This is a genomic window from Maribacter sp. MS6 (genome assembly GCF_056839185.1).
Genome location: NZ_CM166389.1, coordinates 4,296,892 through 4,322,512 on the forward strand (window position 1 = coordinate 4,296,892; position 25,621 = coordinate 4,322,512).

Sequence of the window (25,621 nt, forward strand, 5' to 3'; positions counted from 1 at the left end):
ATGCAGATGCCAGAAGAGAACATATCGCAAAATCAAAAGACACTGAAGGATTATATTCCTTTGGTGATTACCTTTTTTGTAGGGTTGCTACTCTTATCGGTCTACCAGAATATGGTGCTTTATATTACAGGTGTACTGGACAGTGTTATAAACAAAAGCCTTCTGCTTCATGGATTGCATCATCTTGGATATGCAGCTGTATGTTCGGTGGTTTTTGCCTTTTTGTTCAATGCATTAGAAAATAGAAAACCGAATCTCGGTTTTAGTACCATACGTTTAATTTTTGCTTTCCTACTTGTTATAGAGGGCTTGCTAATTACTTATTTTATTGACAATTACGAACCCTTAGATGTTACTGGGCTACTTGGTGGCAGTACCAGCTATATACAATTTAGTACGGTAAAAGCTTTTACTGCCATCGCTATTACATTGCTTGCCTGTCATTTCTTATATCGTTATACGGCACCGTTTTACCAGGTAATCAGTAGAATGTATCCCTTCACGATTATTTTGTTTAGTATGTTTTTGGCAACGTTATATTCCGATCGAAAACCAATTAATGAAAATAAGACCCAGTATCTTTTAGAAGGTATGTACACCGCTGTTTTAGAAGAAGATACTTATGAGGGCAGCGAAGCATACCCTTTGGCGAAAGCATATCGTCCAACTGAGGATTTGTCTTCGCTCTTTAATCTCAAGTCCGAAAAACCTCATATCAAAATTCTAATTATAGAGGGACTTGGAACTGATTTTGTCGACGACCAAGGAACATATAGCGGAGTCATGCCCTATATACAGGGAATGACAAAAGCATCGTTATATTGGCCAAATTTTATGAGTAATACTGGCGATGGCCAAGGTTCCTTTGCAACTATAATCGGTTCTTTGCCATTTGGTGAAAATGGCTTTACAAATACAGAAGGCTTTACACATAGGCACACCTTGTATAGTATACTGAAACAAAATGGCTATAAAACTTCGTTTAACTACGGCGGAAACAGTGCCCTAAACGGTTATGATCGATTTTTGGCACAGGAAGAGGTGCACCAGATATTGGACAAAACCGTATTTGGAAAGGAGTACACCTTGCAAAACGTGGATGCTGCAGGAATAACCTTAGGGTACCCAGATTACGCATTGTTCAAACGTTATGCTGCAACACCTAAATTTTTGAATGAAGAGCCACAGTTAGAAGTGTTCAAAACCCTTAGCACAAAAGCGCCGTATGCTATACCCGATTTTAACAATTATAAAGGAAAAGTCGAAAAATTCCTTGCCCGTTCGGCAGGTAACGAAACGACCAAAAGGTTCATGAGGCGTAACATAGAACTGTTTGCCAGTTATAGCTATACAGATGAAGCATTGGCAGCATTCTTTATTGAGGAGCGTAAATCAAAGTCATTTGAAAATACGATTTATGTAATCACAGGAAGTCATTTAAACCGGAACATGCCAGCAGAGAATCCATTGAAGCGGTATCAAGTGCCGCTGTTACTATATAGTCCGTTGATTAAGAATCCTAAAAAAATAACGAAACTTGCATCCCATGCGGATATTGCCCCTGCAATAATTTCCTTATTGGACAATGCTTATGATTTAAAAATACCTAATACGATTGCATGGCTGGGAAATGGGGAGCTAGCTAAAAACGAAGCAGATTTTGATAAAGAAATACCTTTGTATAGAGGCCCCAATAAAATCTTGGATTATGTGTATACTTCTTATTTTCTAACCGATGGCGAAATCAGAAAACTACAAGCAGACCTTAGTTTTTCGGACAATGAGATTGAAGAAGAAGTTAGTACAGCTATAATAAAGAGCTTTAGTTACAGTAAGTCCGTCAATACCTATGTTACCCAATATGATAAATTATTACCAAAAGAAGTAGCATCTGTGGTTAGTGATGAGCGAGAATTTACCAAGACTGAAATGGTTTGGCTACAAAGTGTTTTTAATGGTAAGGATTTTGACGATGCCTATACCACCGCTCAAAAACTGGCTTTTAATAAGGATTGGGACAGGGCATTATTGTTGTCCGATTACATCCTAACTGAAATACCTAGACACGCAGATACGGAAATACTAAAGGGACGTATTTATTCTTGGAAAAAAGACTATGGGAAATCTAGTGCTATCTTAAAGGAAGTAATACAAAAATATCCCGAATATATAGATGGCTATTGTGCTCTTTTGGACACCTACTATTGGGCGGATCCCAAGCAGGACATTAGTCCGGTCCTATATCAAATAGCGCTGCACGATTTACAGGACAACGTACTTCAGGCAAAAGTACAACGTGCAAACCAAGGTGTATTGAAGCTCGATAACCCAACAGTAAAAATGGATGTACAATGAAGCTGAATCTAATAACTACAGCTATTCTCCTTCTGTTCTTATTAACCACGGTAGCAGGCCAGGAGTATGTTTATAATGGTAATCCGGATGCTTCTTACTTTACAGCTAGGGATTTGGCTTTTACAGGAAATAGAAGTGATGCCAGAGATACTTTAATACAGGTGCTTACAAGATATCCAGAGTATACAGATGTGCACAGTCTTCTAGCAAAAACCTACACTTGGGACCAAAAATATGATAAGGCGAGGGCAGAGTTCAACAGCATAACCAGTAAGGAAAAACAAAATAAGGAAGCTTGGATCGGTGCCATAAAAAATGAGCAGTACGCTAACAATTTACATATAGCGTTGGGCTTATCAAACAAAGCATTGATCTATTTGAAAGGAGATTTAGAGTTACTTGGCCTCAAATCCGAAATAGTAAAACAAATTTCTGATATGCAGCTTTTACAGAATAAACTTAAGGCAACTAAGATTTCAGAAGAAAAAAAACAAGCTGTTACTTTGTATACGGAAGGTGAGGTGTTTGATCAAGTTTTAGACCCTATGTACTACGGTGCCATCGAATACAGAAAAGAAACAAAATGGGGCGTTCTATTGCCGCGTATTAATTTTAATAGGCGTTTTAATATTAATGGAGTGCAGGCAGAAGTAGATGCATATCCTAAAATTTCCAAATCGCTTAGTGGGTATTTTAATTATGGGTATTCAAATTCAGAGATTTTTCCAAAGCATAGAGTAGGGGCAGAACTAGTAAAGGAATTACCAAACGCCATGGAAGCATCGGTTGGATTTAGGCACTTGTCTTTCGCTACGGACGATGCTAGCATCTTAACAGGTAGTTTTGGATTGTACAGAGGTAATTATTATGCTTCTTTGAGACCCTTTGTCGTTCCGGACGCTATAAAGGGCATTGGTGTATCGGGAACTCTGTTAGTGCGACGCTATCTTAAGGATGGAAATAATTATTTGGGTATGAACCTAGGATATGGATTTGATACCGAAATGAATCAGTTTATCGTTGATGGAGAACTGCTGGCACAAACCTTGCTATTTCTAGAAGCTCAACGGTTGCGTTTGGAGTATCAGTTTACACCAAAAACCAACAGCAATCAATACAAGGTAAATGTTGGGATGAACCGCCAGGAACTAGCTTTTAGTTCCGGTAATTTCTTTTTATCAGTTACGGCAGGGCTTTCTTATCAGGTAAAATTTAAGTAATGCTCTAATTTTAGGGTCAAAGGACAGTTCTTTAGATCGCTCAGCATAAACAGGCATTACTACTTATTCAATTCCTTTACCGACTACAACCTATACTTTTACAACAAAAATAAAGGAGTACACCACAATTTATTGTGCAAGGCCTATGTTTCATTTATGTTTACTATGTAATACGGTAATGCCCAGATCTAATTACTAATCAATACAACAAACCATGCTTTACGATACCTACGGAGAGGAATATTTAGTGTTCCTTCAAGATTTAAACGAAATTTTAAGCCTTAACGAATTAGTGGAATTGGATTATATGTAATCCTTATTCAAATTAACCCAAAATCTTTATTTATGGCCTATCAAAACCAAGACAACAACGCGTATCAGAATTTTATTCAAGACTTAAACGACATTCTTGTTGATTTCAATATTAGCAAACTATCGTACTCTTAGTTTAGTGTTCAGTGTTTATAAAAGAAAAAGCACCTTTCAAAAGAAGGTGCTTTTTCTTATTTTATAAATCATTTGATTACCCTAAGTACGTCTTAAGTAATTTACTTCTAGAGTTATGGCGCAATTTACGGATTGCTTTTTCCCTAATCTGCCTTACGCGTTCTCTTGTAAGATCAAAGGTTTGTCCTATTTCGGCTAGTGTCATGGATTGTTGGTCGCCAATTCCGTAGTACAGTTTAACCACATCTGCCTCCCTAGGTGATAAGGTATCCAATGCTCTATTAATTTCCGTATTTAAAGATTGTTGCAATAACTGATTATCCGGTCTTGGAGATTCACCTGAACGCAATACATCATACAGATTAGAATCTTCTCCTTCACGCAATGGTGCATCCATGGATACGTGTCTTCCGGAATTCTTTAGGGATTGTTTTACCTCGGTTACCGTCATTTCCAGCTCACTCGCTATTTCTTCTGCAGATGGCGGCCTTTCATGTGCTTGTTCCAAATAAGAGAATGTCTTCTTGATTTTATTTATAGAACCAATTTTATTTAAAGGTAAACGCACTACACGGGACTGCTCTGCCAATGCTTGCAAAATGGACTGTCGTATCCACCATACTGCATAGGAAATAAACTTGAATCCTCTAGTTTCGTCAAAACGTTTTGCCGCTTTAACAAGACCTAGATTTCCTTCATTTATTAAATCTGGTAATTTTAAGCCTTGATTTTGATATTGCTTTGCTACTGATACTACAAACCTTAGGTTGGCAGTGGTTAATTTTTCAAGTGCAATTTGATCTCCTTTACGTATGCGTTGCGCTAATTCAACTTCTTCATTAGCTGTAATCAAATCTATTTTACTAATATCTTGCAAGTACTTGTCCAACGACTTGGATTCTCTATTCGTTACCTGCTTAATAATTTTTAGTTGCCTCATATATGTCGATGTCTCTAGGTTAGTAATTATACCAAGGAACATAATACATTATTATTGGCTCTTTTCCAAAGAGATACCTAGTTAATTATACATAATTTATAAGCTTTACCGATTATTTTCATGGATTCTCTTGTTTTTTAGATGCAAACCTTATTTTTGAGCATATCCTTTATCGTGAGTAAAAGAGCTTTAAAAAAATACGTATCAGAACTACCTGAACAGGAGCTAAGCTTGCAGCTTATAGATCTTTATGAACGGTTTTCAGATGTGAAAACGTATTATGATTTTATTTTCAACCCAAAAGAAGATAAACTGGTGCAAGAGGCAAAGACCAAAATTTCAAATGAATATTTTCCTTTAAAACGTAAACGGCCAAAAGCAAGACGTTCGGTGGCTAAAAAATTTATTAAACATTTTATAACCTTAGGAATGGAGCCCAGTTTAATAGCTGATGTCATGTGCTTTAATCTTGAAACCGGTCAAACCTTTACGATGGACAGAAATCTACCCGAATCCTTTTACAAGAGTATGGGTGCTTCCTTTACGCAAATGACTCAGTTTGTATCACAAAATGGACTGTTAGCAGAATTTAAGGAACGCATAGTTACCCTATACTAACAAACACAAGACAAAAACTGGCCTTATGAAGAAGAATTTTCGAAGGCCCTAGATATGATAGATTAAATGGCAATAGTACTAATTAGACAGGACGATAAGATAGCTGCATGGAAAGATGCCTTGCTAAGCGCAAACCCTCAACTAAGGGTATACAGTTATTTGGAAGAACATCCAAAGGAAGAAATAACCATGGCACTCATTTGGAAACACCCAAAAGGTAGTCTAGCTATATATCCAAACTTAAAATGCATAGCCTCGGCAGGAGCTGGAGTAGACTATATTTTTGAAGATGCCACTGTGCCTAAGCCTATTCCGATAACTAGGTTAGTTGACCCCTATTTGGCTAGCGATATGTCTGAACACGTACTAGCGGTCATTTTCGCAGAGCTAAAAAATTTTAATACCTATAAAATACAACAGACACAAGCCCTTTGGAAGACAAAAGAATATAGAAGAATTGCCGATGTTACTATTGGTATCATGGGATTGGGAGCCTTGGGCTCACTTACAGGAAGAGACTTGGTTAAAGTTGGTTTTAGTGTACAAGGATGGTCTAGAAGTAAGAAATCAATTGATGGTATTACAACCTATTCCGGTGATTCAGGGTTAAAAAAATTTTTAATGAAAACCGATTTTTTAGTTTGCCTTCTACCCTTAACACCGGATACCAGTGGGATTTTAAATACATCACTTTTTAAACAACTGCCCAAAGGTGCCTATATCATCAATGTCGCTAGAGGAGGTCATTTGGTAGACGCTGACCTAATTGCGCAGTTGGACAATAATCATCTTTCTGGTGCCTGTTTAGATGTGTACCATCAAGAACCATTGCCTAGTTCACACGCATTCTGGAATCACCCCAAAATATTCATGACACCTCATTATGCAAGCGTATCGGATACAAATTCCGTTATCCCTCAAATATTGGAGAATTATAGAAATCTGGAAAAAGGGAAAGCATTGATAAATGTTGTAAATCGTGAGAAAGGGTATTAATACGTTGGGTTTTAGGCAAACATATAAGGAGATATTTATCAACTATAATACTCTATATGAATCTTAATACTTTGTTTTTAATCGTAACAGTTAGGTGCGAATCAAGGCTTTATTCGCTGGTTTACTTATCCAGAAAATACGCCTTGGATAATGATTTCAATCAAAATGTAGCCCAATTGACTATTTAACCTTAGGTACGGAACAGAAATACGGGTGAAGCATTAAGCCTTAGGTTATTCCACTTTTTTGCATCCTAATATTTCTTTTACCCATAAAAATCTTCTAATTTCGTAAGGTTTTTGTGTTTTTACTCAACTCTAAATTTGTGCCTACTTTTTGAAATCATCAAAAGATATTGCTGAAAAGACCTTGTACGATTACCAGGAAGAAGACCTAAATGCGATTTTTAAGTATTTAGAGGATAATCCCGATGGTTCTAATTTGTTGTACCAATTGCCCACAGGTGGTGGTAAAACGGTGGTCTTCTCTGAAATTGCAAGGCGTTATATTCAAAAAACCAACAAAAAGGTGGTAGTTCTTACCCACAGGGTAGAATTAAGTGGACAGACCTCAAGAATGTTGCACGGGTTTGGTGTAAATAACAAAATTATAAACAGCGAGGTAAAGGAGCTTATAGATCAGGACGAGTTTATGTGTTTTGTTGCTATGGTCGAAACCTTGAACAATAGATTACAGGAAGAAAAGGTAGAAATTAATAATATTGGCCTGGTCATTATAGATGAGGCACACTATAATTCTTTTAGGAAATTATTCAAATACTTTGAAGACGCAGCAATCATAGGAGTAACCGCTACACCGTTGAGTTCCAATATTAAACTCCCTATGAAGGACAACTATAAAAAGTTGATTGTTGGCGAAAGCATAGGGTCACTTATAGAAAAAAAGTTTTTGGCGAAAGCCAATATGTTTAATTACGATGTAAGTCTACAAAGTCTGAAGCTGGGAATAAATGGTGATTATACGGTTAAATCGTCTGATGAACTGTATGGCAATCATAGTATGTTGGGTAAATTGATATCTGCTTATTCAGAAATAGCTTTAGGGACCAAAACCTTGATTTTCAATAACGGTATCAATACATCTCGTTATGTGTATGAAACCTTTAAAAAAGCCGGTTATAATATACAACATCTGGACAATAAAAATACGGCAGCAGAAAGGAAAGAGATTTTAAAATGGTTTTCTGAAACCCCTGATGCTATTTTAACCTCCGTAAGTATACTCACCACCGGTTTTGATGAACCCTCCGTTGAAACCATAATCCTTAACAGGGCAACGAGATCCCTTACTCTTTATTTTCAAATGATTGGCCGTGGATCACGGTATTTAACTCATAAAGAGGAGTTTACCGTAATAGATATGGGGAATAACATCGCGCGTTTTGGTATGTGGGATGCCGCTGTAGACTGGCAAGAAATTTTCCATTTTCCAGATTTCTATTTGGAAAATATCAAGAATGACGAGGAAATTGAGCGGGAATTCATTTACGAAATGCCACAAGAGTTGAAAGATGAGTTCGCAAAATCGGACAATATAGAATTTGATATAAAGGCGGAATATAAAAAGAGTTTCGCCAACGGCGAAAAATCTAAACTAGTCTTGGAACGTAGTATTGAGCAGCATGCCCAAATCTGTTTAGAAAATGCTGAAGATGTTTTTGACGCCCGTATACTTGCTAAAAAGTTAAAAGAAGAAATTTCGTATCGTGTGCGTCAATACTCCTATTGTATTATGAACAATACCAAGAACTATAAGGAGTGGTTGGAAGAAGATTATGAACGAAAGTTAAGAAGCAAGATTTCCAAAAAGTTTGCTGCCAGAATGTGAGAAAGGTGTCACGCGTTTATAGCCATATAACAGAAACAACAAATTCATTATCGAGCCATTTCAAAACGTGAACAATAACAAGGTTCTTATTATTGGTTGGGGTTGGCCTGAGCCTAATGCAACGGCCGCAGGGGTTCGTATGCTGCAATTGGTGCATTTCTTTTTGAATTCCAATTGCGACGTAATCTTCGTATCTACTGCTGAGAAAAGTGGTCATAGTCAATATTTGGATACCATAGGTGTGCGAACAGAACAGGTTGCTTTAAATTGTGATTCCTTCGATGTTTTTATTACTGATTTACAACCTGGGACAGTTCTTTTTGATCGGTTTCTAACCGAAGAACAGTTCGGTTGGAGAATTGCCGAACGTGCACCAAATGCACTTCGGATTTTAGATACCGAAGATTTACATTCGCTGCGTACCGTACGGGAAGAATGTTACAAAAAGGAAATTCCCTTTTCTGAAGCTATCTGGATACGGCATGATAAAACAAAGCGCGAAATAGCCAGCATATATCGTTCTGATATATCTCTCATTATTTCTGATTTTGAAATACACCTTCTTACAAAAACACTAGGAATATGTAAAAGCCTATTACTTCACCTCCCGTTTATGATCGATGAATCGGATATAGCTACGAAAACAAAATCTTTTGAGGAGCGTAGCGATTTCCTATTTATTGGAGGAGGTAAACATCTGCCCAATGTAGAGGCAATCAAACAGTTAAAAACAGTTCTTTGGCCAAAAATCAGGAAGCAGTTACCCAGTGCAAAGCTTTTTGTTTACGGTGCTTACTTACCACAGCAGATACTGGAGTTACATGATGTGTCCAATGGATTTATCATCCATGGTGTGGCCAAAGATGTATCTGAAGTAATGCAAAATGCTAGGGTATGTCTTGCACCTTTAGCCTTTGGAGCAGGTATTAAAGGAAAACTATTACATGCAATGCAATTTGGAACACCAAGTGTAACGACAACAATAGGTGCGGAAGGAATGCATGGAGGTTTGGAGTGGAACGGTACCATTGTAGAAAACCAAACGGATTTTGTGAGGTCAGCTGTAGCATTGTATCAAAATAAAAATCAGTGGGAGCAATCGAAAAAAAATGGTTATCAACTTTTAAGACTTAGATACAAAAAGATTTCTCTAGAACATAGATTAAGTACCAAAATTGATGGTTTACGCAAGAATTTAAAAGCACATCGAAATCAAAATTTCATAGGTAGTCTCTTACGGCATCAAACCATGACCAGTACCAAGTACATGAGTAAATGGATACAAGAAAAAAATAAATAAGTAAACTGGCTTTTATCGACTTATAATTAACCGAGACTGAAATCAGTTACTTTTTAAGCTCTCTTTTCATTAAAACATCCAAATAGGCAACTGTATTCAACAGATATTTTCGGTCATGGGTTACGGTCGCCATTACTATGGCCCCCTGTAGCATGGTAAACATCTGTTTTGCAAATTGTAGCGGCGTCACCGGAATTTTTATTTCTCCGTTGTTAAGACCAGTTTCAAGCACTAAAGCAATTTTCCCTTCTATCTCCTTGATAGTTTCCCTAGTAGCAGCTGCAAGCAGCTTGTTATTATGTTGTGCGTCCATACCCACGTTTAAAACAGGACAGCCTCCCATGGTACTGGTGAAAGTATCGTATTTCTTATAAAATTCAGTTAAATTGGATAATCGATCAAGGGCGGTTCCAGGAATTTCCAAACGACTATCAATTGCACCCAATAAGAGACTACGGTTATGTTCAAAAGCAGATAGTGCCAAGGCTTCCTTATTTTCAAAATTACCATATAACGCACCTTTGGTTAGTCCGGTTGCCTCTGTAAGGTCGCTCATACTTGTACCTATATAGCCATGCTTGTTAAAAATAGGGGCAACGGTCTTGATAATAAAATCGGTGGTTCTTTCGGCTTTTGTAGACATTAATCCTTGGTTTTATACGAAGATAAAAAATCTATACTGTACGGTATATAATGTTAATAAAAAAAAGCGCACTAAAAGATATTTTAGTGCGCTTTTTAAGATAAATAACTTCTATTATTTATGAAACCAGATCATTCTGATTTCTAAAGACCAATTCGTTATCAAAAGCATCCAACAAAATGATACTGTCCGCTTTTATCTCACCACTTAACAAGGATTTGGACATATTGTTAAGTACTTCTTTTTGTATGGTTCTTTTAACCGGCCTGGCCCCAAATTGCGGTTCATAACCTTTCCTTGCCAAGAAACTAATAGCCTCTTCCGTTGCATCCAAGGTAATGTTCTGTTTGTCCAACATCTTTTTCAAACCTTCTAATTGCAACTTTACAATTTCATGAATATTCTCCTCGTTCAAAGGCGTAAACATGATAATATCATCTATCCTATTCAAGAATTCCGGCCGTATGGTTTTATTCAATAAACCAAGCACCTCAATTCTAGCGGCTTCAGCAGCGCTATAACTATCATTTGAGTTTTCAAATTTCTCCAAAATTATCTGACTACCCATATTACTGGTCATAATGATAATTGTATTCTTAAAATCTGCCACGCGACCTTTGTTATCCGTCAACCTTCCTTCATCTAACACCTGTAGCAGAATATTGAATGTATCCGGGTGTGCTTTCTCAATTTCATCTAAAAGAACAACAGAGTAGGGGCGTCTTCGCACAGCTTCGGTTAGCTGTCCACCTTCGTCATAACCAACATATCCAGGAGGCGCACCCACCAATCTACTTACCGAGTGCCGTTCTTGGTACTCGCTCATATCTATTCTTGTCATTGCATTTTCATCATCAAACAGATAGGAAGCCAAGGTCTTTGCCAACTCTGTTTTTCCAACCCCAGTCGTACCCAAGAACAAAAATGAACCAATGGGCTTTTTCATATCCTGTAGTCCTGCCCTGCTTCTTCTTATGGCATCGGAAACAGCCTGTATGGCTTCATCTTGACCTACTACACGCTTGTGTAAAACCTTCTCCAGACTTAGCAGTTTCTCACGCTCACTCTGTAGCATTTTAGTCACGGGAATCCCAGTCCATTTCGCAACTACCTCTGCAATATCCTCACTAGTTACCTCTTCTTTAATTAAAGTTCCTGCATCCTGTTGCTGTTCCAGTTCCTCTTCCAATACGGTAAGCGTTTCCTGTGCGTCCTTTATTTTACCGTAGCGTAGTTCCGCAACCTTTCCATAATCACCATTCCGCTCCGCACGTTCCGCTTCGGCTTTGAAATTTTCGATATCCAGCTTGGTTTTTTGAATGTTATCCACAACCGATTTTTCACTCTCCCATTTCGCGAATAGTTCATTCCTATCCTCTTTTACATTGGCCAAATCAAGATTAAGCACTTTGAGCTTGGAGGTGTCGTTTTCGCGTTTGATAGCTTCAATCTCTATCTCTAACTGCATAATCTTCCGATCAAGGACATCTAACTCTTCTGGCTTGCTGTTAATTTCCATACGCAGCTTTGAAGCAGCTTCGTCCATGAGATCAATTGCTTTGTCCGGCAAGAACCTGTTGGTAATGTAGCGTTGTGAAAGTTCTACTGCTGCAATTACCGCTTCATCCTTGATCCGAACTTTGTGATGAGCCTCATATTTCTCCTTAATTCCCCTTAGGATAGAAATGGCACTTTCGGTATCTGGCTGGTCTACCACTATTTTTTGGAATCGTCTTTCGAGTGCTTTGTCTTTTTCAAAATACTTCTGATATTCGTCTAAGGTAGTGGCTCCAATAGCTCGCAGTTCTCCTCTTGCCAAAGCTGGTTTAAGAATGTTTGCTGCATCCATGGCACCTTCACCACCTCCAGCCCCTACTAGGGTATGGATTTCATCTATAAACAAGATGATATTTCCATCTGCATTGGTCACTTCCTTTATTACAGCTTTTAAGCGCTCCTCAAATTCACCTTTGTATTTGGCACCCGCGATAAGCGCACCCATATCTAAAGAATAAATTGTCTTATCCTTTAGGTTTTCAGGAATATCGCCTTGTACTATTCTGTGCGCCAAACCTTCTGCGATTGCGGTTTTACCTACACCTGGTTCCCCAACTAACATGGGGTTGTTTTTTGTTCTTCTAGAAAGAATTTGAAGTACTCTCCTAATTTCCTCATCCCTACCAATAACCGGATCTAATTTCCCGTTATCGGCCATTTCATTTAAGTTTTTAGCATATTTATTCAAGGAATTATAGGTTTCTTCTGCACTTTGCGAGGTTACCTTTGCACCATTGCGCAGCTCTGCAATGGCAGATAGTATATTCTTCTCTGTAATTCCTTGGTCTTTTAAAATCTGAGCGATTTTACTTTTAGACTTAAAGATGGATAAAAAGAGATGTTCTATCGAAACATACTCGTCTCCCATATTTTTGGCTACAATACTGGCATCGTTTAATGTTTTACCCGCTTCTCTAGAAAACTGTAAATCACCACCTTCAACTTTAGGGAAGGAGTTCAATTCCTTTTCAAGAATTTGTGCGATGAGACTTGCATTAAGGCCCAATTTTTTTATCAGGAACGGAATTGCATTTTCATCAACCTCGGTAATAGCCTTAAAAAGATGCTCGTTCTCTATTTGTTGATGGCCTAAACCTTGCGCAATCAACTGGGCCTTCTGTATGGCCTCTTGCGATTTTATGGTGAAATTATTACTGTTCATTTTTATATAGGTTTAAATTCTAATCTTACTTTTGTGGTATAGGTCAACAATCCTACCAATACAAAACAAGCGACAAAGTGTCGTTAATACAACAATAAAACAGGACATTACGTCAGTTTTAATAAGGAATTTTATAAAAGATTGACAAATACATAAAAATATGGGATTATTTAGTAACATGTTCGGGAACAACCATGATGAAAACAGTGAGGAGCCTAATAAGATTCAATGGATTCCCCTTGCGTCAGTTTCACAATTAGAAGATATTACGGCAGCATCCGTTGGTAAACCACAAGTTATTTTCAAACATTCTACCACCTGTGGTATCAGCCGAATGGTGCTTAACATGTTTACGGGTTCTTTTGTTATGGAGCCTGGGGCGATGGATATGTATTTTTTGGATTTACTAGCGAACAGGAATGTATCCAATGCTGTAGCGGAGAAATTTCAAGTCAATCATCAATCTCCTCAAATGCTAATTATAAAGAATGGGGTAGTGGTCGCTCATGATTCACATGGGGCAATAAATGAACTTCAATTGGACAAGTATATTTAAAACAGTTGCAGGTTAGGAATTGTCACTAATATGTGAGGCGGATATACTTTTGCATTAAGTATATCCGCCTCAAATAAGTGCTAAGCTATATATGTCCTTTAATTAAAACCCTGCCTTCCTAGAATATTCTTTAAATTATTCTTCAAATCCTCTCCAGCATCATACACCATTTGTTCATTGGTAGGAAAGGGTACCCTAGCCAATTGTAATAAAGCAATAAGTTCATTGTCCAAGGCACGCTTATCACCGTCATAGTTGGCATAAATGTGCTCGAACACAAAATTACTAGCTAGGGGATATTGGTTCAACTGCTGTTGCTTTCTTAGGTCGGTAAAATTAACAACACCAGTTACTTGTGCACTTTTAAATTGTGTAAACTGATAAAAATCTGCTCGGACTGTTTTAAAGTTGTCCGTTTTAATTCTGTTTCCAAGACTGTCCCTTACAACATTGCCCCGTACATCTTTAACATAGGTAAAACCATCTTTGACCTGTCTTTCTTTAATGATCTGCTTTTCATTAATCTGTTCTGGAGAAATGCTGATATCTTGAAAAGAGACCTCCATTTGGTAGTCATAATCCAAATTGTCCAACTTATTGGTGTGGTATTCCGTCCAAAGATTGTTTAATCCATAGGTGTTAAAGTTCAATAGCTCTTCTTCCAATCGAACAGGTATCACCTTGTCGGTATTGTTAAATATTTCTACAATAACATAATCCAATCCTTTTTGATACGCTTCATCGGTTTTTTGTCTTGTGTCTCTGTAATCTGGACTAATTTCTTGCAAATACTTTAAATCGTCATAGGCCTGTCTAAAATCCATTTTTGAGATTCCGGAATCCAGTAAGCCCACAGCGTTATTATACAAGTAATTTGACAGTTTTTCTTTAGATGCTATTATTTGAGCATCATAATTTTTAAAATTAAACTGTGCTTTTCTGTTTTCATCTGTAATACGTAATGGTAATAAAGGTCGTATTTGTTGCTGTACAGACTTTAATCGCTCATACGTTTTAAAAATCGTTTCGTAGTTCGCAGGATTACCTTCTTTCTTTAGAAAATTGATATGCTGTATTTCGCGCTCCATATTCTTTTTGTACGCATCTTCTAGCATAACTATGAAGGGTTGATTACTCTTTTTTTCCTTATTGTCAGCAATATTCGTAACAGCTTTGTTAATTGCTGTCCAGTAATTTCCGGAATTTAAAGCTTCCTGAGTCCTTTTAACCCCACTACAGGAAAACAATAGAGCTAGGGTGCTGTAAAGTAGAATTTTTTTCATGACTTTATCTTTTAACGTTTGTATGGTTATTTCAATCTCTATGCCACAAAGACATAAGACGATAACGCAAAAGAATCCCAATTAGTGTAAACACTGCATATATATACGTTAGCATAGTATTTAAACAAACTGAATTATATTTCAATTGTTAACTATTTAGTGATAAATACTATCATAAATCGCTTCAATAGACTATAAAAAATCATGTGCTATTTGTATTTTTACCATCTAATGTAACTATGAAAAGATATGCAAAGGGATAACCGCATTTTTGAGTTGATTGAAGAAGAAAAACAGCGCCAAATAAATGGCATAGAACTAATAGCTTCTGAAAATTTCACGAGTCCGCAGGTAATGGAGGCGTCTGGTTCTGTATTAACGAACAAATATGCTGAAGGATATCCAGGAAAGCGGTATTATGGAGGTTGCGAAGTGGTGGATAAAGTGGAGCAATTAGCCATAGACAGGGCCAAAGAGCTTTTTGGTGCTGCGTATGCCAACGTACAACCACATTCAGGATCCCAAGCAAATGCCTCTGTTTTTCATGCGTGTCTACAACCTGGAGATACCATACTGGGCTTTGATCTTTCCCACGGCGGTCACCTTACACATGGTTCTCCTGTAAACTTCTCTGGTAGGCTTTATAACCCGGTTTTTTATGGTGTAGAGAAGGAAACGGGCCTACTTAATTATGATAAAATTCAAGAAATAGCTTTAGAAGCCCGCCCTAAACTAATTATAGCTGGTGCCTCCGCGTATTCTAGGGATATGGATTTTAAGCGTTTTCGTGAGATCGCTGATAGTGTAGATGCCTTATTACTGGCCGATATTTCTCACCCATCTGGTTTGATAGCCAAAGGAATATTGAACAATCCCGTTCCTCATTGCCATATCATAACAACAACGACGCATAAAACACTTAGAGGACCTCGCGGTGGTCTTATATTAATGGGAGAGGACTTCGATAATCCTTTTGGTATTACCCTCAAGAATGGTAAACTCCGTAAGATGTCGGCCTTATTGGATTTGGCTGTCTTTCCAGGAAATCAGGGAGGGCCATTAGAACATATTATTGCGGCCAAAGCGGTTGCGTTTGGAGAAGCTTTAAGTCCGGAATTTTCTGATTACATGTGGCAGGTAAAGAAAAATGCGGACGCAATGGCAAAAGCATTTGTTGATTTGGATTACAATATCATCTCTGGTGGAACGGACAACCACATGATGTTGATCGACTTAAGGAACAAGAATATTTCTGGGAAAGATGCGGAAAAAGCACTAGTGCTTGCAGATATTACCGCTAATAAAAACATGGTGCCATTCGATGATAAGTCTCCATTTGTAACATCTGGCATACGATTTGGAACACCGGCGATAACTACAAGAGGACTCATAGAAGAAGACATGAAGACTATTGTAGGTTTAATTGATAAAGTTATTAACAATCCGGAAAACGATGCTATTATTTCAGCGGTAAAAACAGAAGTAAATACCATGATGCGGGCTAGACCGATATTTGCGGCGAGTCCTGTAAAAGCCTAACAGCTATAACACTTCTAAAAGGATTTTTAACTAAATATGTATATCCAGATTAGCAGGAATATACATGTTCCTACACACATCATAGATGAGTGCATCTTCTTGAGATTCTAAATAAACACCCCAGAATTCAAAATAACTCTTGGGTGTTTTTTGGTCAATTCCAGCTAGGCTACTCGTATCGGGGATGCTTTCCGTAATATTATCTTCAAAAACGGGAATAAAAATTTCATAAGGTTTTTCTGTTAATCCTTTGGTTAAATAGATATAGTGATTTGATATTTCAACTATAACTTCGTCCAACAGCTCGGGAATGCTACGATTATGTATTTTTTTAATGATAATGTTTGTGTCGTTAAGAAAAAATGTAAGTTCCTCGATATCTAGTGGTACGTTATTCTGTTCGGTCAACCTATCAAAACTTGAATTCAAAGGAGATATCAGACTTCCATTGTTACCCCATCTACCTTTATTATGAAAACGCAATAGTTCTGGAAGTTCTAGATTACAGCGCATGTCTATGGTCATTTCTAGTCCCCCATTGTTTGAAGTATAGCTTCTCAAAGATACTTCAGAAAAATAGTGTTTCTCTAAAGACTTTAAATAATGATCAAGCCCTTGCACACCTGAACTTTCATCTAATTTAGTTGGTGGGGTCAACTTAAAATTATCCATACATCTAACCTATTAGGAATTAATTTATTTATCCTTAAGTTAAAGGTATATGTAATCGTTAAAACTAGGTGCTAGGAAAACCTTAGAATTTTGGAGGTAATTGTATTTATTTGCTTCAAATAAACTACTTGTCTATGGTAGCAGGATTAAATTGGCTCTATTTTTAGATAAATTATAGAAAACCTCTTTTTCTAGCTTCTTCCATAAGCGCCAAATCATTTCCATTTTTAACCCCAAAAATGGACTTTAATTGTCTTTTCCTGGCTTCTACCGTAGTGTTCGTAGAAGCTATTAATGGCGCAATATCGCGCGTATTGACACCCAAGGATAAATGATATAAAATTTTTAAATCTTGATCATCAAGTGTAATATCAGTAGACATTCTTCGTCTTACGGCAGCTAATGCTCCTGCTGTATAATATGGTGGCTTGAAGAGTACTGTTTCAACCATGGTTTTTAGAGAAATCTCATCGATTTCGGATTTTACCATATAACCCTCCGGGTCTACCGTTTTAAATATATTGTTAATTCTATAATTGTCACTAAAGGAGGACATAAAAACAAGTTTGGATTTAGGTACCAACTGTCTAGCCAGCAAACCCAAATCGACACCGGTCCTCGGGTCTTTAGATTGCGGCGGAAACAACTGTATATCCAATAAAATAATATCATACCGTAAGGAACGGGAAGAAAATTCTATCTTGTGTTTACCAATATCGTAACTTTTGGCTATTTCGACTTTAACATTGAAGTTGTCGAACTCTGAATCTTCGAGAATATACTTATAACCCAAAGTAGTCATCTCATGATCATCTACTGCTAAAATACGAATGGTCTTTAAGTCTTGCATTGCTGCCTATTTTAATCAACACTTTGATATCTGGTTTTCATCTCAATGCTTGGTGAACTGCTATATACTGCCGGAATAGTTAATTTCATTAGAGTTCCCTTATTGGGAGCTGTTTCTATGGTCCAAGTACCATTTATTTTTCCGACTCTGGATTTGATATTTCGAATACCAATTCCCTTTCTTTCTTTATCAAAAACGAAACCTTTACCATCATCTCCAATGGTTACCACAAATTTGGTTTCGTCCAATTCAAAGTTAACAAAGAAATTAGAACAGCCAGAATGTTTTATGGCATTTTGCAGGTTTTCTTGAATAATTCGATATACATTTATCTTTATATCCCCAATAAGATCATCCCAATGTTCGTCTTCGTTGTAATTGAATATGGTATTTATGTTGGTTTTTTCTTTGGTAGATGCCAGTAGTTCATCAATAGAATTTGCAAAGTTATTTATTTTCTGGTAGGCCGTATGGCTTAGCTCATGAGAAATGGAGCGAAGTTCGTTTTCTATATTTTTTAAGGCGGAAATGGCTTCGTATCGTTCTTTTATGGCATCCTCGTCTGCTTTTTTATTAAGTCCTGTCAATACCATTCTAGCGCCTAGCATTTTTCCCAGTACACCGTCATGGAGCTCCTCTGAAATTCTTTTTTGTTCCAAGCGCTTAACTTCATCTACCTTTTGCTTTTGTGCGAGCATAAGGTTAAATATTTCTTGATTATTGGATTGCTGCTGTTGCTGAAATCGTAATTTTTGATTTTTAGCTCGCTGATTTATAATAATATAAATAGCAATTCCTAAAAGAAAGAATCCAGCGGCAAGAGCCGCCCAAATTTGCATTTGTCTGGAAAGAATTTCTTTCTCTTCTGACAGTACTTCGTTCTCGGCAATAAATTCATCGGTCTCAAAACGGATTCTGGCGAATTTGTTACGGGCTTGGCGTTCTTCTTGCTGTAATGTATTACTTAAATCATAATATTCAAGCGCGTATTCCGATGCATTTTCTGCATCAATTTTTGTTAAATATTCAAGCGTTTCTAAGAGCCTTTCGTTATTGCTTGTCTCTAGTGCAATTTCCCTGGATTGTAAAGCGGCCGAAATAGCGGTTGTGGTATCGTTTTGTAACCAATGGTATTCCGCAAGGCTTGCATAAGAACTAGCCAAAGAACTTTCTAATCCTAAGCTGTCTTTTAAATGAATTGATTCTGTAATTAATTGCACCACACCAACAGTATCTCTTAATTGCAGCTTGCTGTACGCCAAGTTATTTAGGGTTTTGGAGTATAATTCCGTGTTTTTGGGTTTAATACTATCTGTTTCTAAAATAGATTCGAAGTTTTGAATGGCATTCGTAAATTCCTTTTTGTGTTGGTACACCACACCTAAATTATTTTTGATCCGTAGTAGTTCGTGTGATCTAGCATCGAATTTGTTAGCATACAAGTGTGCCTGGTTATAGTGTTCGATTGCTTTATCGTATTCACCTAGGTCTTTGGCCACAATCCCCAATTGATTATAGGCGAAATACAACTGCTTAAAATCATCAATAGGCTTTAGTTGTTGTATAGCTAATATAATATTGGACTCACTTCCCACGTAGTCCTTTACCGCTTCTTGTTGCTTCGCCATTATTAGTAATAGTCTACTGGAAAGCAAAGAATTCTCATTTGCTTCATACAGCTGTTGAGCCTTTGAATAATTATAATAGGCACTATCTGGAACTGAAACTCTTTCAAAAAAAGCTCCAAGATCCCAATAGGCTTCCGCCAGAGCAATTGAATCCATTACTCTACTCGCTAATATAATAGCGGTACGGTTAGTCTTTCTGAATAAAATAGAATCACCTTGCTGATATGCAGCGAAAGAAAGTTTAGAGAACGCTTTGGATTTTAATTTATCGTCTTTTATTCTATCTGAATAATGCAGTCCTTTTAGTAATAGTTTGAGCTTTTCGGCATCCGAAACTGAATCGTTTTTGCTTTTTGTAATATATATGGATACACTATCTATTTTTTCGTTTTTTTCTGCCGTATTCTTTTGTGCAGTACTATTGCTTGAAGAAAAAACACTTAAAACTAGTAATACGTAAAAATAAATGGCATCCTCTAAAAATTGGTGTCTTAATAACATAGATTACAAGATAACAAAAAGCCTTAAACAAGATGTCTAAGGCTTTACAATATTATTAAAATGTAATTCTTTATGCGGTTTTCTTATTAGGATCATCTCGTTCACTTGATTGGGTAGAACAATTATCACAAGCCAACATCGTACTTAAATCGCTCATAAATTCAAACTCGTCTGCGGTGTTTTCTGCTACATAAGAAGTTAATCCGAATGCCATTAAGGCTACTGCTGCAATACTTACTAGTTTTTTCATCTTCTTTATTATTTTGGTTCAACATTTTTATTTGATGTTACCAAAGTAATATTCTTCCTACGTGGATTTAGCGAAACGAAGACCGTTTAAGGAAGTGGTACGAATCTGTGAGTAAATGGACGGGTTTTGAGAGTATTTGGTTAATTAAGGCTGGAGACGGATTTTTTAGACAAAATCTGCTTCAGATTATCCATATTCTCGCGATAGGATTTTGAAAAGGGGAGTGGCCTTTTTACCGATTTTAAGGCGCAGTTGTTCTTGCCAAAGTTAATACGGGAGATGTAATCGGTATTTACAATATAGCTTTGATGTATGCGCACGAAGTTCTTCGGAAGTTTATTTTCAAAGGTTTTTAAGGTTTTATAGGCATTATTAACGGTACCGTCTGCCATATAGAACTCAGTAGTATTATTGTCTGCTTGCAAATAAAGGATGTCATTGGTGTCTAAAAAGTGAAAGTCCTTATATGACTTAAGACATAAGGTATTCTGAACATCTTCTTTTTCAGGAATTGATTTTCTAAGTCGTAATATAGATTTGCGAATATCAAACTCGTTATAAGGTTGCAGCCAGTAATCGAAAAAATTATTCTTTATAGCCTCGTAAGCATAATCTTTTGTTTTTGCTATACCTATAAAAATGGGTAAACTAGACATATACTGATGTAGCTCGGTTACCATTTGAAAAAGAGTCGAAGCTTGGTCGTTTAAATGAACAAAAACAACGTCGGGGGTATACTTTAATATATGGTTGAGTCCATCATGCGATGTTTTTGAAAATCCGATACACTCAAAGTTGCCGTATTCTTCCAAAAATGACTGTAGTTGCAATTTGGAAGCGGCATCCGAATCTATAATTGTGTAAGAATACTCCAAAATATTAGTCTTATACAAGCAAGGTACCAATACACGTTAAGAATTGATATTAGAATGTCCTTATAAAAATGGAGGTTTTCGTCTTAATCGACCTCATGTTTAATGATTTGAAAGAATTTTCTTTCAATTTGCTTGCTGTGTTAGCAGTATTATTCCCGAGAAACGGCTTGATAGCTTCCAATATCCGGTGCTAAAGTCCGATTAGTTCCCAAAAGGTCTACTGGAACTTCTTGGGCAAATTCGAGGGAGGCATTGTTTATAGCTTCGGATTCTAAACCAATCCTAAAATCGTTTCGTGCCGAAAAGAAAAAATCAGCAGTACGGTTAAGAAACAAATTCGTATAGTTTTCGCTATCGTTAAAATTATATAGGGGATCAGTTGTAAATTGATTATTAAAATCGTTAAAGGTAAGGAGGCAGTGAGTAAGACTATAGTTAAACTGAGTCCCCTCGTTAAAACGCAGAGTTAGTTCTACTTGTGAATTACCAGCGATAATACAATTCTTAAAATCGGCTTTCACTAAATCTCTGGTAATCATATTCGTTGGTGATGAACGAACGAAATTATCTATTTCCAAAGCGGCTCTCGTTCGGAAGCCTTTATTCCAATAGTTCGCTATAGTGCAATGGGTAAAACTATAATTACCACCTAAATTACAAAATAAAGAAGCGCTTCCCGCGCCGCCTAGCACTACATTTTCAGCTTCGATAAAAGCTGTTTTAGCCCAAATGTTATGACGAGAATTATTAAAAATACGACTGTTGGCAATTGATAAAGTGGGTGATAGGAGTTGGTTATCTCCCTCTACTAATAGCCCAATACTTCCATTTTTAAGCGTTAAATGGGCTATACTATTATTGATGCTACCAGGTGCAATCCAAAAAGTGCCCCACTGACCTGGAGTTTCGGAAAATGCAGGTTCTAACCGATCACCTTCAAAAATCACTTCGCCTTCCATCAACTCCTTATCAACACTACGTTTTCCGCTAATAGTAATAGAAGCACCTTCTTTAACTAATAGTCCGGAATCTTTATGAAAATGAATCCTTGCCCCTGCATCTATTATCAATTCCTTATCAGTTGGAACGGCTGCATAGCCATAAACAATATATGGTTTTTCATTTGTAAAAAGCAGTTCACTATCGGTTAATTCAAAACCTTCGGCCCGTATCTCGTTACCCTCGGCATCAATAGACAGGCGTATCGTTTCCTTTGTGCCCTCTGCAGTTTTGTTTGGATACAAAAAAACGGCATCTTTTACCAAAGTCACCAATGCGACTTCTTGTTGGTCTACCCCAGAATCGAAAATAAGTTCGTCGGTATACAACATGTTATTATCAGAGTTATCGACAATATTAGCGGTAGTTTCAATAAACACAAACATGCTGTCCCTAGCTTTGATAGGTATATTCTGGAAACTCTTCCCCGCAACACCATCAACGTTAAGTCTGTAAAAACTAGCTGGCCCGTTGAAAAGTCTTATCGACGGTATGGATACATCATCTCGAGTTTCGTTGTAGATTTTTAAGGAATACGTACTACTTCCGATAGTGTTGAAAACAGTATCCAAAAAAACGGTATCCCTAGAAAAAGAAAGGTTGCCAGCACTAGGTGCATATTCAAAATTTTTTCGGCAAGAACTGCTCCAGAACACTATTCCTAGAAGTATGACAACAGTAAGACTTGATTTACGAAATTTAATAATAGCAAAAATTAGTAAGCGTTATAAAAAGATTTTCTCGATTTTTTCAGATATTCTCATTGGCCTAAAATTAGTTCTGTTTAATAGGCACCACTCTGTACTAGAACGTACCAAAAGGGTATTTGTTTTGGCAAGGTTAATTTCTACAACTCTGGTGCATTTGGCGCCTTTGCTATTTTCTATGTAGGTTGTCAACACTATTTCGTCATCTAGCACTGCTGCAGATTTATAGGTAATATGATGTGTCATCACCACCCATACCACTTCTTCTTGAATTTCTTTTGGGGCCTTCTTTTGCCAGTGCTCCTTAGAAATATCCTGAATCCACTGTACGTATCTAACATTGTTTACATGGTCTAAATCGTCTAAGTCATCTGCTGTAACTACTATTTTTGTTTGGTAGTGATTCATTTTACTTCTTATGAATTTGTACTTCAAAAAGCTTGTCCCATTCCTTACCGGTCACAAAAAATGTTTTTCTATCAGGATGATATGCAATCCCGTTCAATACGTTGTCACTAGCTACCCAAGTAGCGGTTTTCGTTACTTTATCACTTAAGCCTCCAAAATTCACAACACCTTCAATAGCTCCTGTGCTACTATCGATTATCATGACGCCAGCTTTCCCGTAAACGTTTGCATAGATTTTACCATCTACATATTCTAGCTCGTTGGTTTCGTTGAACATAGATGAGTTGGTAACTATTTCTATATACCCTTCTTCAATAAGGGTTTCTGGATTCAATGTCCATATTTTCTCAGAACCATCGCTCTTAAATAGTTGCTTTCCATCATTAGTAAGTCCCCAACCTTCCTTACTAGCTCCGTATTGAAAATTATCCAGTTTTTTTAAGTCTTTCCGGTCGTAGATGAAACCAATTCCACTTTGCCATGTCAGTTGATATATCTTATCATTAAGTATCGTTATTCCTTCACCAAAATAGGTGTCGTCCAAATCTATTTGCTGCAGCACTTTGCCCGTCCTAAAATCAACGCTGCGTAGAAATGACCTTCCTCTTTTGCCCGTTCCCTCGTAAAGCGTATCGTTATAAAATTCGAGTCCTTGGGTATAAGCTTTGTTATCATGCGGAAATTCATTGATAATAGTGTAGGTATACAATTCGGGTGCGTTTTTTGCAAGAACCTTAATGTTTTTTGTGACTTCAACCGTCTTTTCATCGTAGGTGATGGAAGCCGTGAGTATTTTATTTCCAAGTTTTGGAAAATTGAACGTTAACATGTTATTATCTAATTGTAATTTATTCTCATCAACACTATAAACAACATCTTGTATTTCTTCATCTGCGAGGTTTTTAATGCTTACCCTTACCTCATCTCCTTGCTGCAAAGTAGTTTTGTCCCCTTCCAAAACAATAGTAAAAAGAGCGGACGGCTTTTGGTTTCCGCTTCCGCAGGAGGAAATAACGGCGATGAGAAAACTGGAATATATAATCTTAAAATAACTCATTGGACAATAATTAAAACGTGAAATAACAAAAGTAATACATACAAACGGGAAGGCCTTAAGTCGGTAGCTGCTAAACCATGAGAATTCATAAAATTTAGTTTGGAAAAGAATTGTAAAAGTTTTAAAACATCGTATCTTTGCAGCCGGCAAGTCCTACACGACCAGCTCCTGTAGAATCCCCCAGGGTGGGAACGCAGCAAGGGTATATGGTTGTAGCGGTGCGATGTAGGTAGCTTGCCTTTTTTTGTGCCTTAAAGTCAACCATAAAAACTTTCTTCATTAAGTTTGACTTTTATTTTTTAACTACATTAAAAGAATTAAAAATCAGTACATTACTTCCCACGATATTTATTAATTACTATTACAATGGAATCTAAAATTGTTCTTATTACTGGTGGATCCTCTGGGATTGGAAAAGCAATTGGTACGTATTTAACGTCAAAAGGGCATACCGTTTATGGCACTACACGTAATAAAAAAAAGTATCCCAACTTTAGTGATTTTAATTTATTGGAAATGGATGTAAGGGAACCGAAAACTATTGAGCTAGCGGTGTCGGAACTTTTAAAGGAAGCGGGTCGTATAGACGTGTTGATTAACAATGCTGGGGTTGGGATAACGGGACCTTTAGAGGAAACGCCCCACATTGAAATCCTAAATGCTTTTGATACCAATTTTAACGGACCACTTAATGTAATAAAGGCGATACTACCCCAAATGCGTGTTCAAAAGAAGGGGTTGATTATTAATATTACATCTATTGCCGGCTATATGGGTTTACCGTACAGGGGAATTTATTCGGCAACCAAAGGTGCCCTTGAAACTATTACGGAAAGCCTAAGACTAGAAACAAGTGACTTTGGTATACAGGCAACCTGTATTGCCCCAGGTGATTTTGCAACGGCCATTGCAGCTGGGCGTTATCATGTACCAATTACCAAAGGCTCACCTTACGAAGTTGCTTATGGGAAAACCCTAGGTACTATAGACAAGCATGTAGACAACGGGGGAGATCCGCTGGACGTTGCTAAACTGGTATATAGAATAATGCTTAAAAAAAATCCAAGAATTCATTATAAGGTAGGGTCTTTTTTCCAAAAATTTTCGATTGTACTAAAGCGAATGTTACCGGATAAGTGGTATGAGAAGTTGTTGATCAATTATAGCAATTAATACTGAACTATGATTTAAACAAATCAAAATGAAACTT

At 37.1% G+C, this 25,621-nt stretch carries 21 protein-coding genes and 1 other RNA gene; 10 read left to right on the forward strand and 12 right to left on the reverse strand.

Going from position 1 to position 25,621, the window contains the following annotated elements:
- Together MS6x_RS18650 and MS6x_RS18655 are read left to right on the forward strand one after the other, a co-directional pair.
- Entirely contained in the window at nucleotides 1–2,355 is a 2,355-nt protein-coding gene (locus MS6x_RS18650) for a sulfatase-like hydrolase/transferase (RefSeq protein ID WP_482604237.1), read from the forward strand.
- On the forward strand, nucleotides 2,352–3,575 hold the full coding sequence (locus tag MS6x_RS18655) for a YaiO family outer membrane beta-barrel protein (protein WP_482604238.1): 1,224 nt from the start codon (nucleotides 2,352–2,354) through the stop codon (nucleotides 3,573–3,575). The genes MS6x_RS18650 and MS6x_RS18655 overlap by 4 nt, the downstream gene beginning before the upstream one ends.
- A 523-nt stretch (nucleotides 3,576–4,098) precedes the next feature.
- Here MS6x_RS18655 and MS6x_RS18660 read toward each other — a convergent pair.
- A complete protein-coding gene (locus MS6x_RS18660) occupies nucleotides 4,099–4,962 on the reverse strand; it encodes a sigma-70 family RNA polymerase sigma factor (RefSeq protein ID WP_482604239.1) in 864 nt (287 codons plus the stop codon).
- Between the two features lie 174 nt (nucleotides 4,963–5,136).
- On the opposite strand from MS6x_RS18660, the gene MS6x_RS18665 reads away from it, so the two are divergent.
- The 4 genes from MS6x_RS18665 to MS6x_RS18680 all read left to right on the forward strand — a co-directional run bounded on the left by MS6x_RS18665 (nucleotide 5,137) and on the right by MS6x_RS18680 (nucleotide 9,724).
- Nucleotides 5,137–5,580: a DUF6155 family protein gene (locus MS6x_RS18665; RefSeq protein WP_482604240.1), complete on the forward strand. Its 444-nt coding sequence runs from the start codon at nucleotides 5,137–5,139 to the stop codon at nucleotides 5,578–5,580.
- A gap of 66 nt (nucleotides 5,581–5,646) precedes the next feature.
- On the forward strand, nucleotides 5,647–6,576 hold the full coding sequence (locus MS6x_RS18670) for a 2-hydroxyacid dehydrogenase (RefSeq protein ID WP_482604242.1): 930 nt from the start codon (nucleotides 5,647–5,649) through the stop codon (nucleotides 6,574–6,576).
- 336 nt (nucleotides 6,577–6,912) lie between these two features.
- Complete coding sequence (locus MS6x_RS18675; protein ID WP_482604244.1) at nucleotides 6,913–8,424, forward strand: DEAD/DEAH box helicase; 1,512 nt, start codon at nucleotides 6,913–6,915, stop codon at nucleotides 8,422–8,424.
- 67 nt (nucleotides 8,425–8,491) lie between these two features.
- Nucleotides 8,492–9,724 carry a glycosyltransferase family 4 protein gene (locus MS6x_RS18680; protein ID WP_482604246.1) on the forward strand — a complete coding sequence of 411 codons (1,233 nt, stop codon included), beginning with the start codon at nucleotides 8,492–8,494 and terminating at the stop codon, nucleotides 9,722–9,724.
- Nucleotides 9,725–9,770: 46 nt separating this feature from the next.
- On the opposite strand, the gene MS6x_RS18685 is transcribed toward MS6x_RS18680, so the two are convergent.
- Nucleotides 9,771–10,367 carry a TetR family transcriptional regulator C-terminal domain-containing protein gene (locus tag MS6x_RS18685; protein ID WP_482604248.1) on the reverse strand — a complete coding sequence of 199 codons (597 nt, stop codon included), beginning with the start codon at nucleotides 10,365–10,367 and terminating at the stop codon, nucleotides 9,771–9,773.
- Nucleotides 10,368–10,485: 118 nt separating this feature from the next.
- Nucleotides 10,486–13,086, reverse strand: a complete 2,601-nt coding sequence (gene clpB / locus MS6x_RS18690; protein ID WP_482604250.1) for an ATP-dependent chaperone ClpB — start codon at nucleotides 13,084–13,086, stop codon at nucleotides 10,486–10,488.
- Between the two features lie 160 nt (nucleotides 13,087–13,246).
- On the opposite strand from clpB, the gene ytxJ reads away from it, so the two are divergent.
- Nucleotides 13,247–13,642, forward strand: coding sequence for a bacillithiol system redox-active protein YtxJ (gene ytxJ, locus MS6x_RS18695; RefSeq protein ID WP_482604252.1), 396 nt, complete (start codon nucleotides 13,247–13,249; stop codon nucleotides 13,640–13,642).
- Nucleotides 13,643–13,740: 98 nt separating this feature from the next.
- Here the strand turns inward: ytxJ and MS6x_RS18700 are convergent, their stop codons facing one another.
- Nucleotides 13,741–14,925, reverse strand: coding sequence for a hypothetical protein (locus tag MS6x_RS18700; protein WP_482604253.1), 1,185 nt, complete (start codon nucleotides 14,923–14,925; stop codon nucleotides 13,741–13,743).
- A 249-nt stretch (nucleotides 14,926–15,174) separates the two neighbouring features.
- Here MS6x_RS18700 and glyA point away from each other — a divergent pair, with 249 nt between their 5' ends.
- Complete coding sequence (gene glyA / locus MS6x_RS18705; protein WP_482604254.1) at nucleotides 15,175–16,464, forward strand: serine hydroxymethyltransferase; 1,290 nt, start codon at nucleotides 15,175–15,177, stop codon at nucleotides 16,462–16,464.
- A gap of 30 nt (nucleotides 16,465–16,494) precedes the next feature.
- Here the strand turns inward: glyA and MS6x_RS18710 are convergent, their stop codons facing one another.
- The 8 genes from MS6x_RS18710 to MS6x_RS18745 form a co-directional block, all read right to left on the reverse strand.
- Nucleotides 16,495–17,136: a hypothetical protein gene (locus tag MS6x_RS18710; RefSeq protein WP_482604256.1), complete on the reverse strand. Its 642-nt coding sequence runs from the start codon at nucleotides 17,134–17,136 to the stop codon at nucleotides 16,495–16,497.
- A gap of 172 nt (nucleotides 17,137–17,308) precedes the next feature.
- Entirely contained in the window at nucleotides 17,309–17,986 is a 678-nt protein-coding gene (locus tag MS6x_RS18715) for a response regulator (protein ID WP_482604258.1), read from the reverse strand.
- An 11-nt stretch (nucleotides 17,987–17,997) separates the two neighbouring features.
- Nucleotides 17,998–20,115, reverse strand: a complete 2,118-nt coding sequence (locus MS6x_RS18720; RefSeq protein ID WP_482604259.1) for an ATP-binding protein — start codon at nucleotides 20,113–20,115, stop codon at nucleotides 17,998–18,000.
- A 70-nt stretch (nucleotides 20,116–20,185) separates the two neighbouring features.
- Nucleotides 20,186–20,365, reverse strand: a complete 180-nt coding sequence (locus MS6x_RS18725; RefSeq protein ID WP_482604260.1) for a hypothetical protein — start codon at nucleotides 20,363–20,365, stop codon at nucleotides 20,186–20,188.
- A 140-nt stretch (nucleotides 20,366–20,505) separates the two neighbouring features.
- The gene (locus MS6x_RS18730; protein ID WP_482604261.1) at nucleotides 20,506–21,240 is read right to left on the reverse strand and encodes a LytR/AlgR family response regulator transcription factor; all 735 of its coding nucleotides are present in this window, start codon (nucleotides 21,238–21,240) and stop codon (nucleotides 20,506–20,508) included.
- 149 nt (nucleotides 21,241–21,389) lie between these two features.
- Nucleotides 21,390–22,895 (reverse strand): hypothetical protein, encoded by a 1,506-nt coding sequence (locus MS6x_RS18735; RefSeq protein ID WP_482604262.1) that lies wholly within the window; start codon nucleotides 22,893–22,895, stop codon nucleotides 21,390–21,392.
- Between the two features lie 69 nt (nucleotides 22,896–22,964).
- Nucleotides 22,965–23,354: an acyl-CoA thioesterase gene (locus MS6x_RS18740; RefSeq protein WP_482604264.1), complete on the reverse strand. Its 390-nt coding sequence runs from the start codon at nucleotides 23,352–23,354 to the stop codon at nucleotides 22,965–22,967.
- Between the two features lies 1 nt (nucleotide 23,355).
- A complete protein-coding gene (locus MS6x_RS18745) occupies nucleotides 23,356–24,411 on the reverse strand; it encodes a glutaminyl-peptide cyclotransferase (RefSeq protein WP_482604265.1) in 1,056 nt (351 codons plus the stop codon).
- Between the two features lie 144 nt (nucleotides 24,412–24,555).
- Here MS6x_RS18745 and ffs point away from each other — a divergent pair.
- Nucleotides 24,556–24,654: signal recognition particle sRNA small type (gene ffs / locus MS6x_RS18750), an RNA gene on the forward strand.
- Between the two features lie 123 nt (nucleotides 24,655–24,777).
- Nucleotides 24,778–25,584, forward strand: coding sequence for an SDR family oxidoreductase (locus MS6x_RS18755; protein ID WP_482604267.1), 807 nt, complete (start codon nucleotides 24,778–24,780; stop codon nucleotides 25,582–25,584).
- Nucleotides 25,585–25,621 lie beyond the last annotated feature (37 nt).

Bases quoted from the DNA above. Each gene is read 5' to 3' on its own strand.
- MS6x_RS18650 (WP_482604237.1), top strand. From the start codon at position 1: ATGCAGATGCCAGAAGAGAACATATCGCAAAATCAAAAGACACTGAAG.
- MS6x_RS18655 (WP_482604238.1), top strand. From the start codon at position 2,352: ATGAAGCTGAATCTAATAACTACAGCTATTCTCCTTCTGTTCTTATTA.
- MS6x_RS18660 (WP_482604239.1), bottom strand. From the start codon at position 4,962: ATGAGGCAACTAAAAATTATTAAGCAGGTAACGAATAGAGAATCCAAG.
- MS6x_RS18670 (WP_482604242.1), top strand. From the start codon at position 5,647: ATGGCAATAGTACTAATTAGACAGGACGATAAGATAGCTGCATGGAAA.
- MS6x_RS18685 (WP_482604248.1), bottom strand. From the start codon at position 10,367: ATGTCTACAAAAGCCGAAAGAACCACCGATTTTATTATCAAGACCGTT.
- clpB (WP_482604250.1), bottom strand. From the start codon at position 13,086: ATGAACAGTAATAATTTCACCATAAAATCGCAAGAGGCCATACAGAAG.
- ytxJ (WP_482604252.1), top strand. From the start codon at position 13,247: ATGGGATTATTTAGTAACATGTTCGGGAACAACCATGATGAAAACAGT.
- MS6x_RS18700 (WP_482604253.1), bottom strand. From the start codon at position 14,925: ATGAAAAAAATTCTACTTTACAGCACCCTAGCTCTATTGTTTTCCTGT.
- glyA (WP_482604254.1), top strand. From the start codon at position 15,175: ATGCAAAGGGATAACCGCATTTTTGAGTTGATTGAAGAAGAAAAACAG.
- MS6x_RS18710 (WP_482604256.1), bottom strand. From the start codon at position 17,136: ATGGATAATTTTAAGTTGACCCCACCAACTAAATTAGATGAAAGTTCA.
- MS6x_RS18715 (WP_482604258.1), bottom strand. From the start codon at position 17,986: ATGCAAGACTTAAAGACCATTCGTATTTTAGCAGTAGATGATCATGAG.
- MS6x_RS18720 (WP_482604259.1), bottom strand. From the start codon at position 20,115: ATGTTATTAAGACACCAATTTTTAGAGGATGCCATTTATTTTTACGTA.
- MS6x_RS18725 (WP_482604260.1), bottom strand. From the start codon at position 20,365: ATGAAAAAACTAGTAAGTATTGCAGCAGTAGCCTTAATGGCATTCGGA.
- MS6x_RS18740 (WP_482604264.1), bottom strand. From the start codon at position 23,354: ATGAATCACTACCAAACAAAAATAGTAGTTACAGCAGATGACTTAGAC.
- MS6x_RS18745 (WP_482604265.1), bottom strand. From the start codon at position 24,411: ATGAGTTATTTTAAGATTATATATTCCAGTTTTCTCATCGCCGTTATT.
- MS6x_RS18755 (WP_482604267.1), top strand. From the start codon at position 24,778: ATGGAATCTAAAATTGTTCTTATTACTGGTGGATCCTCTGGGATTGGA.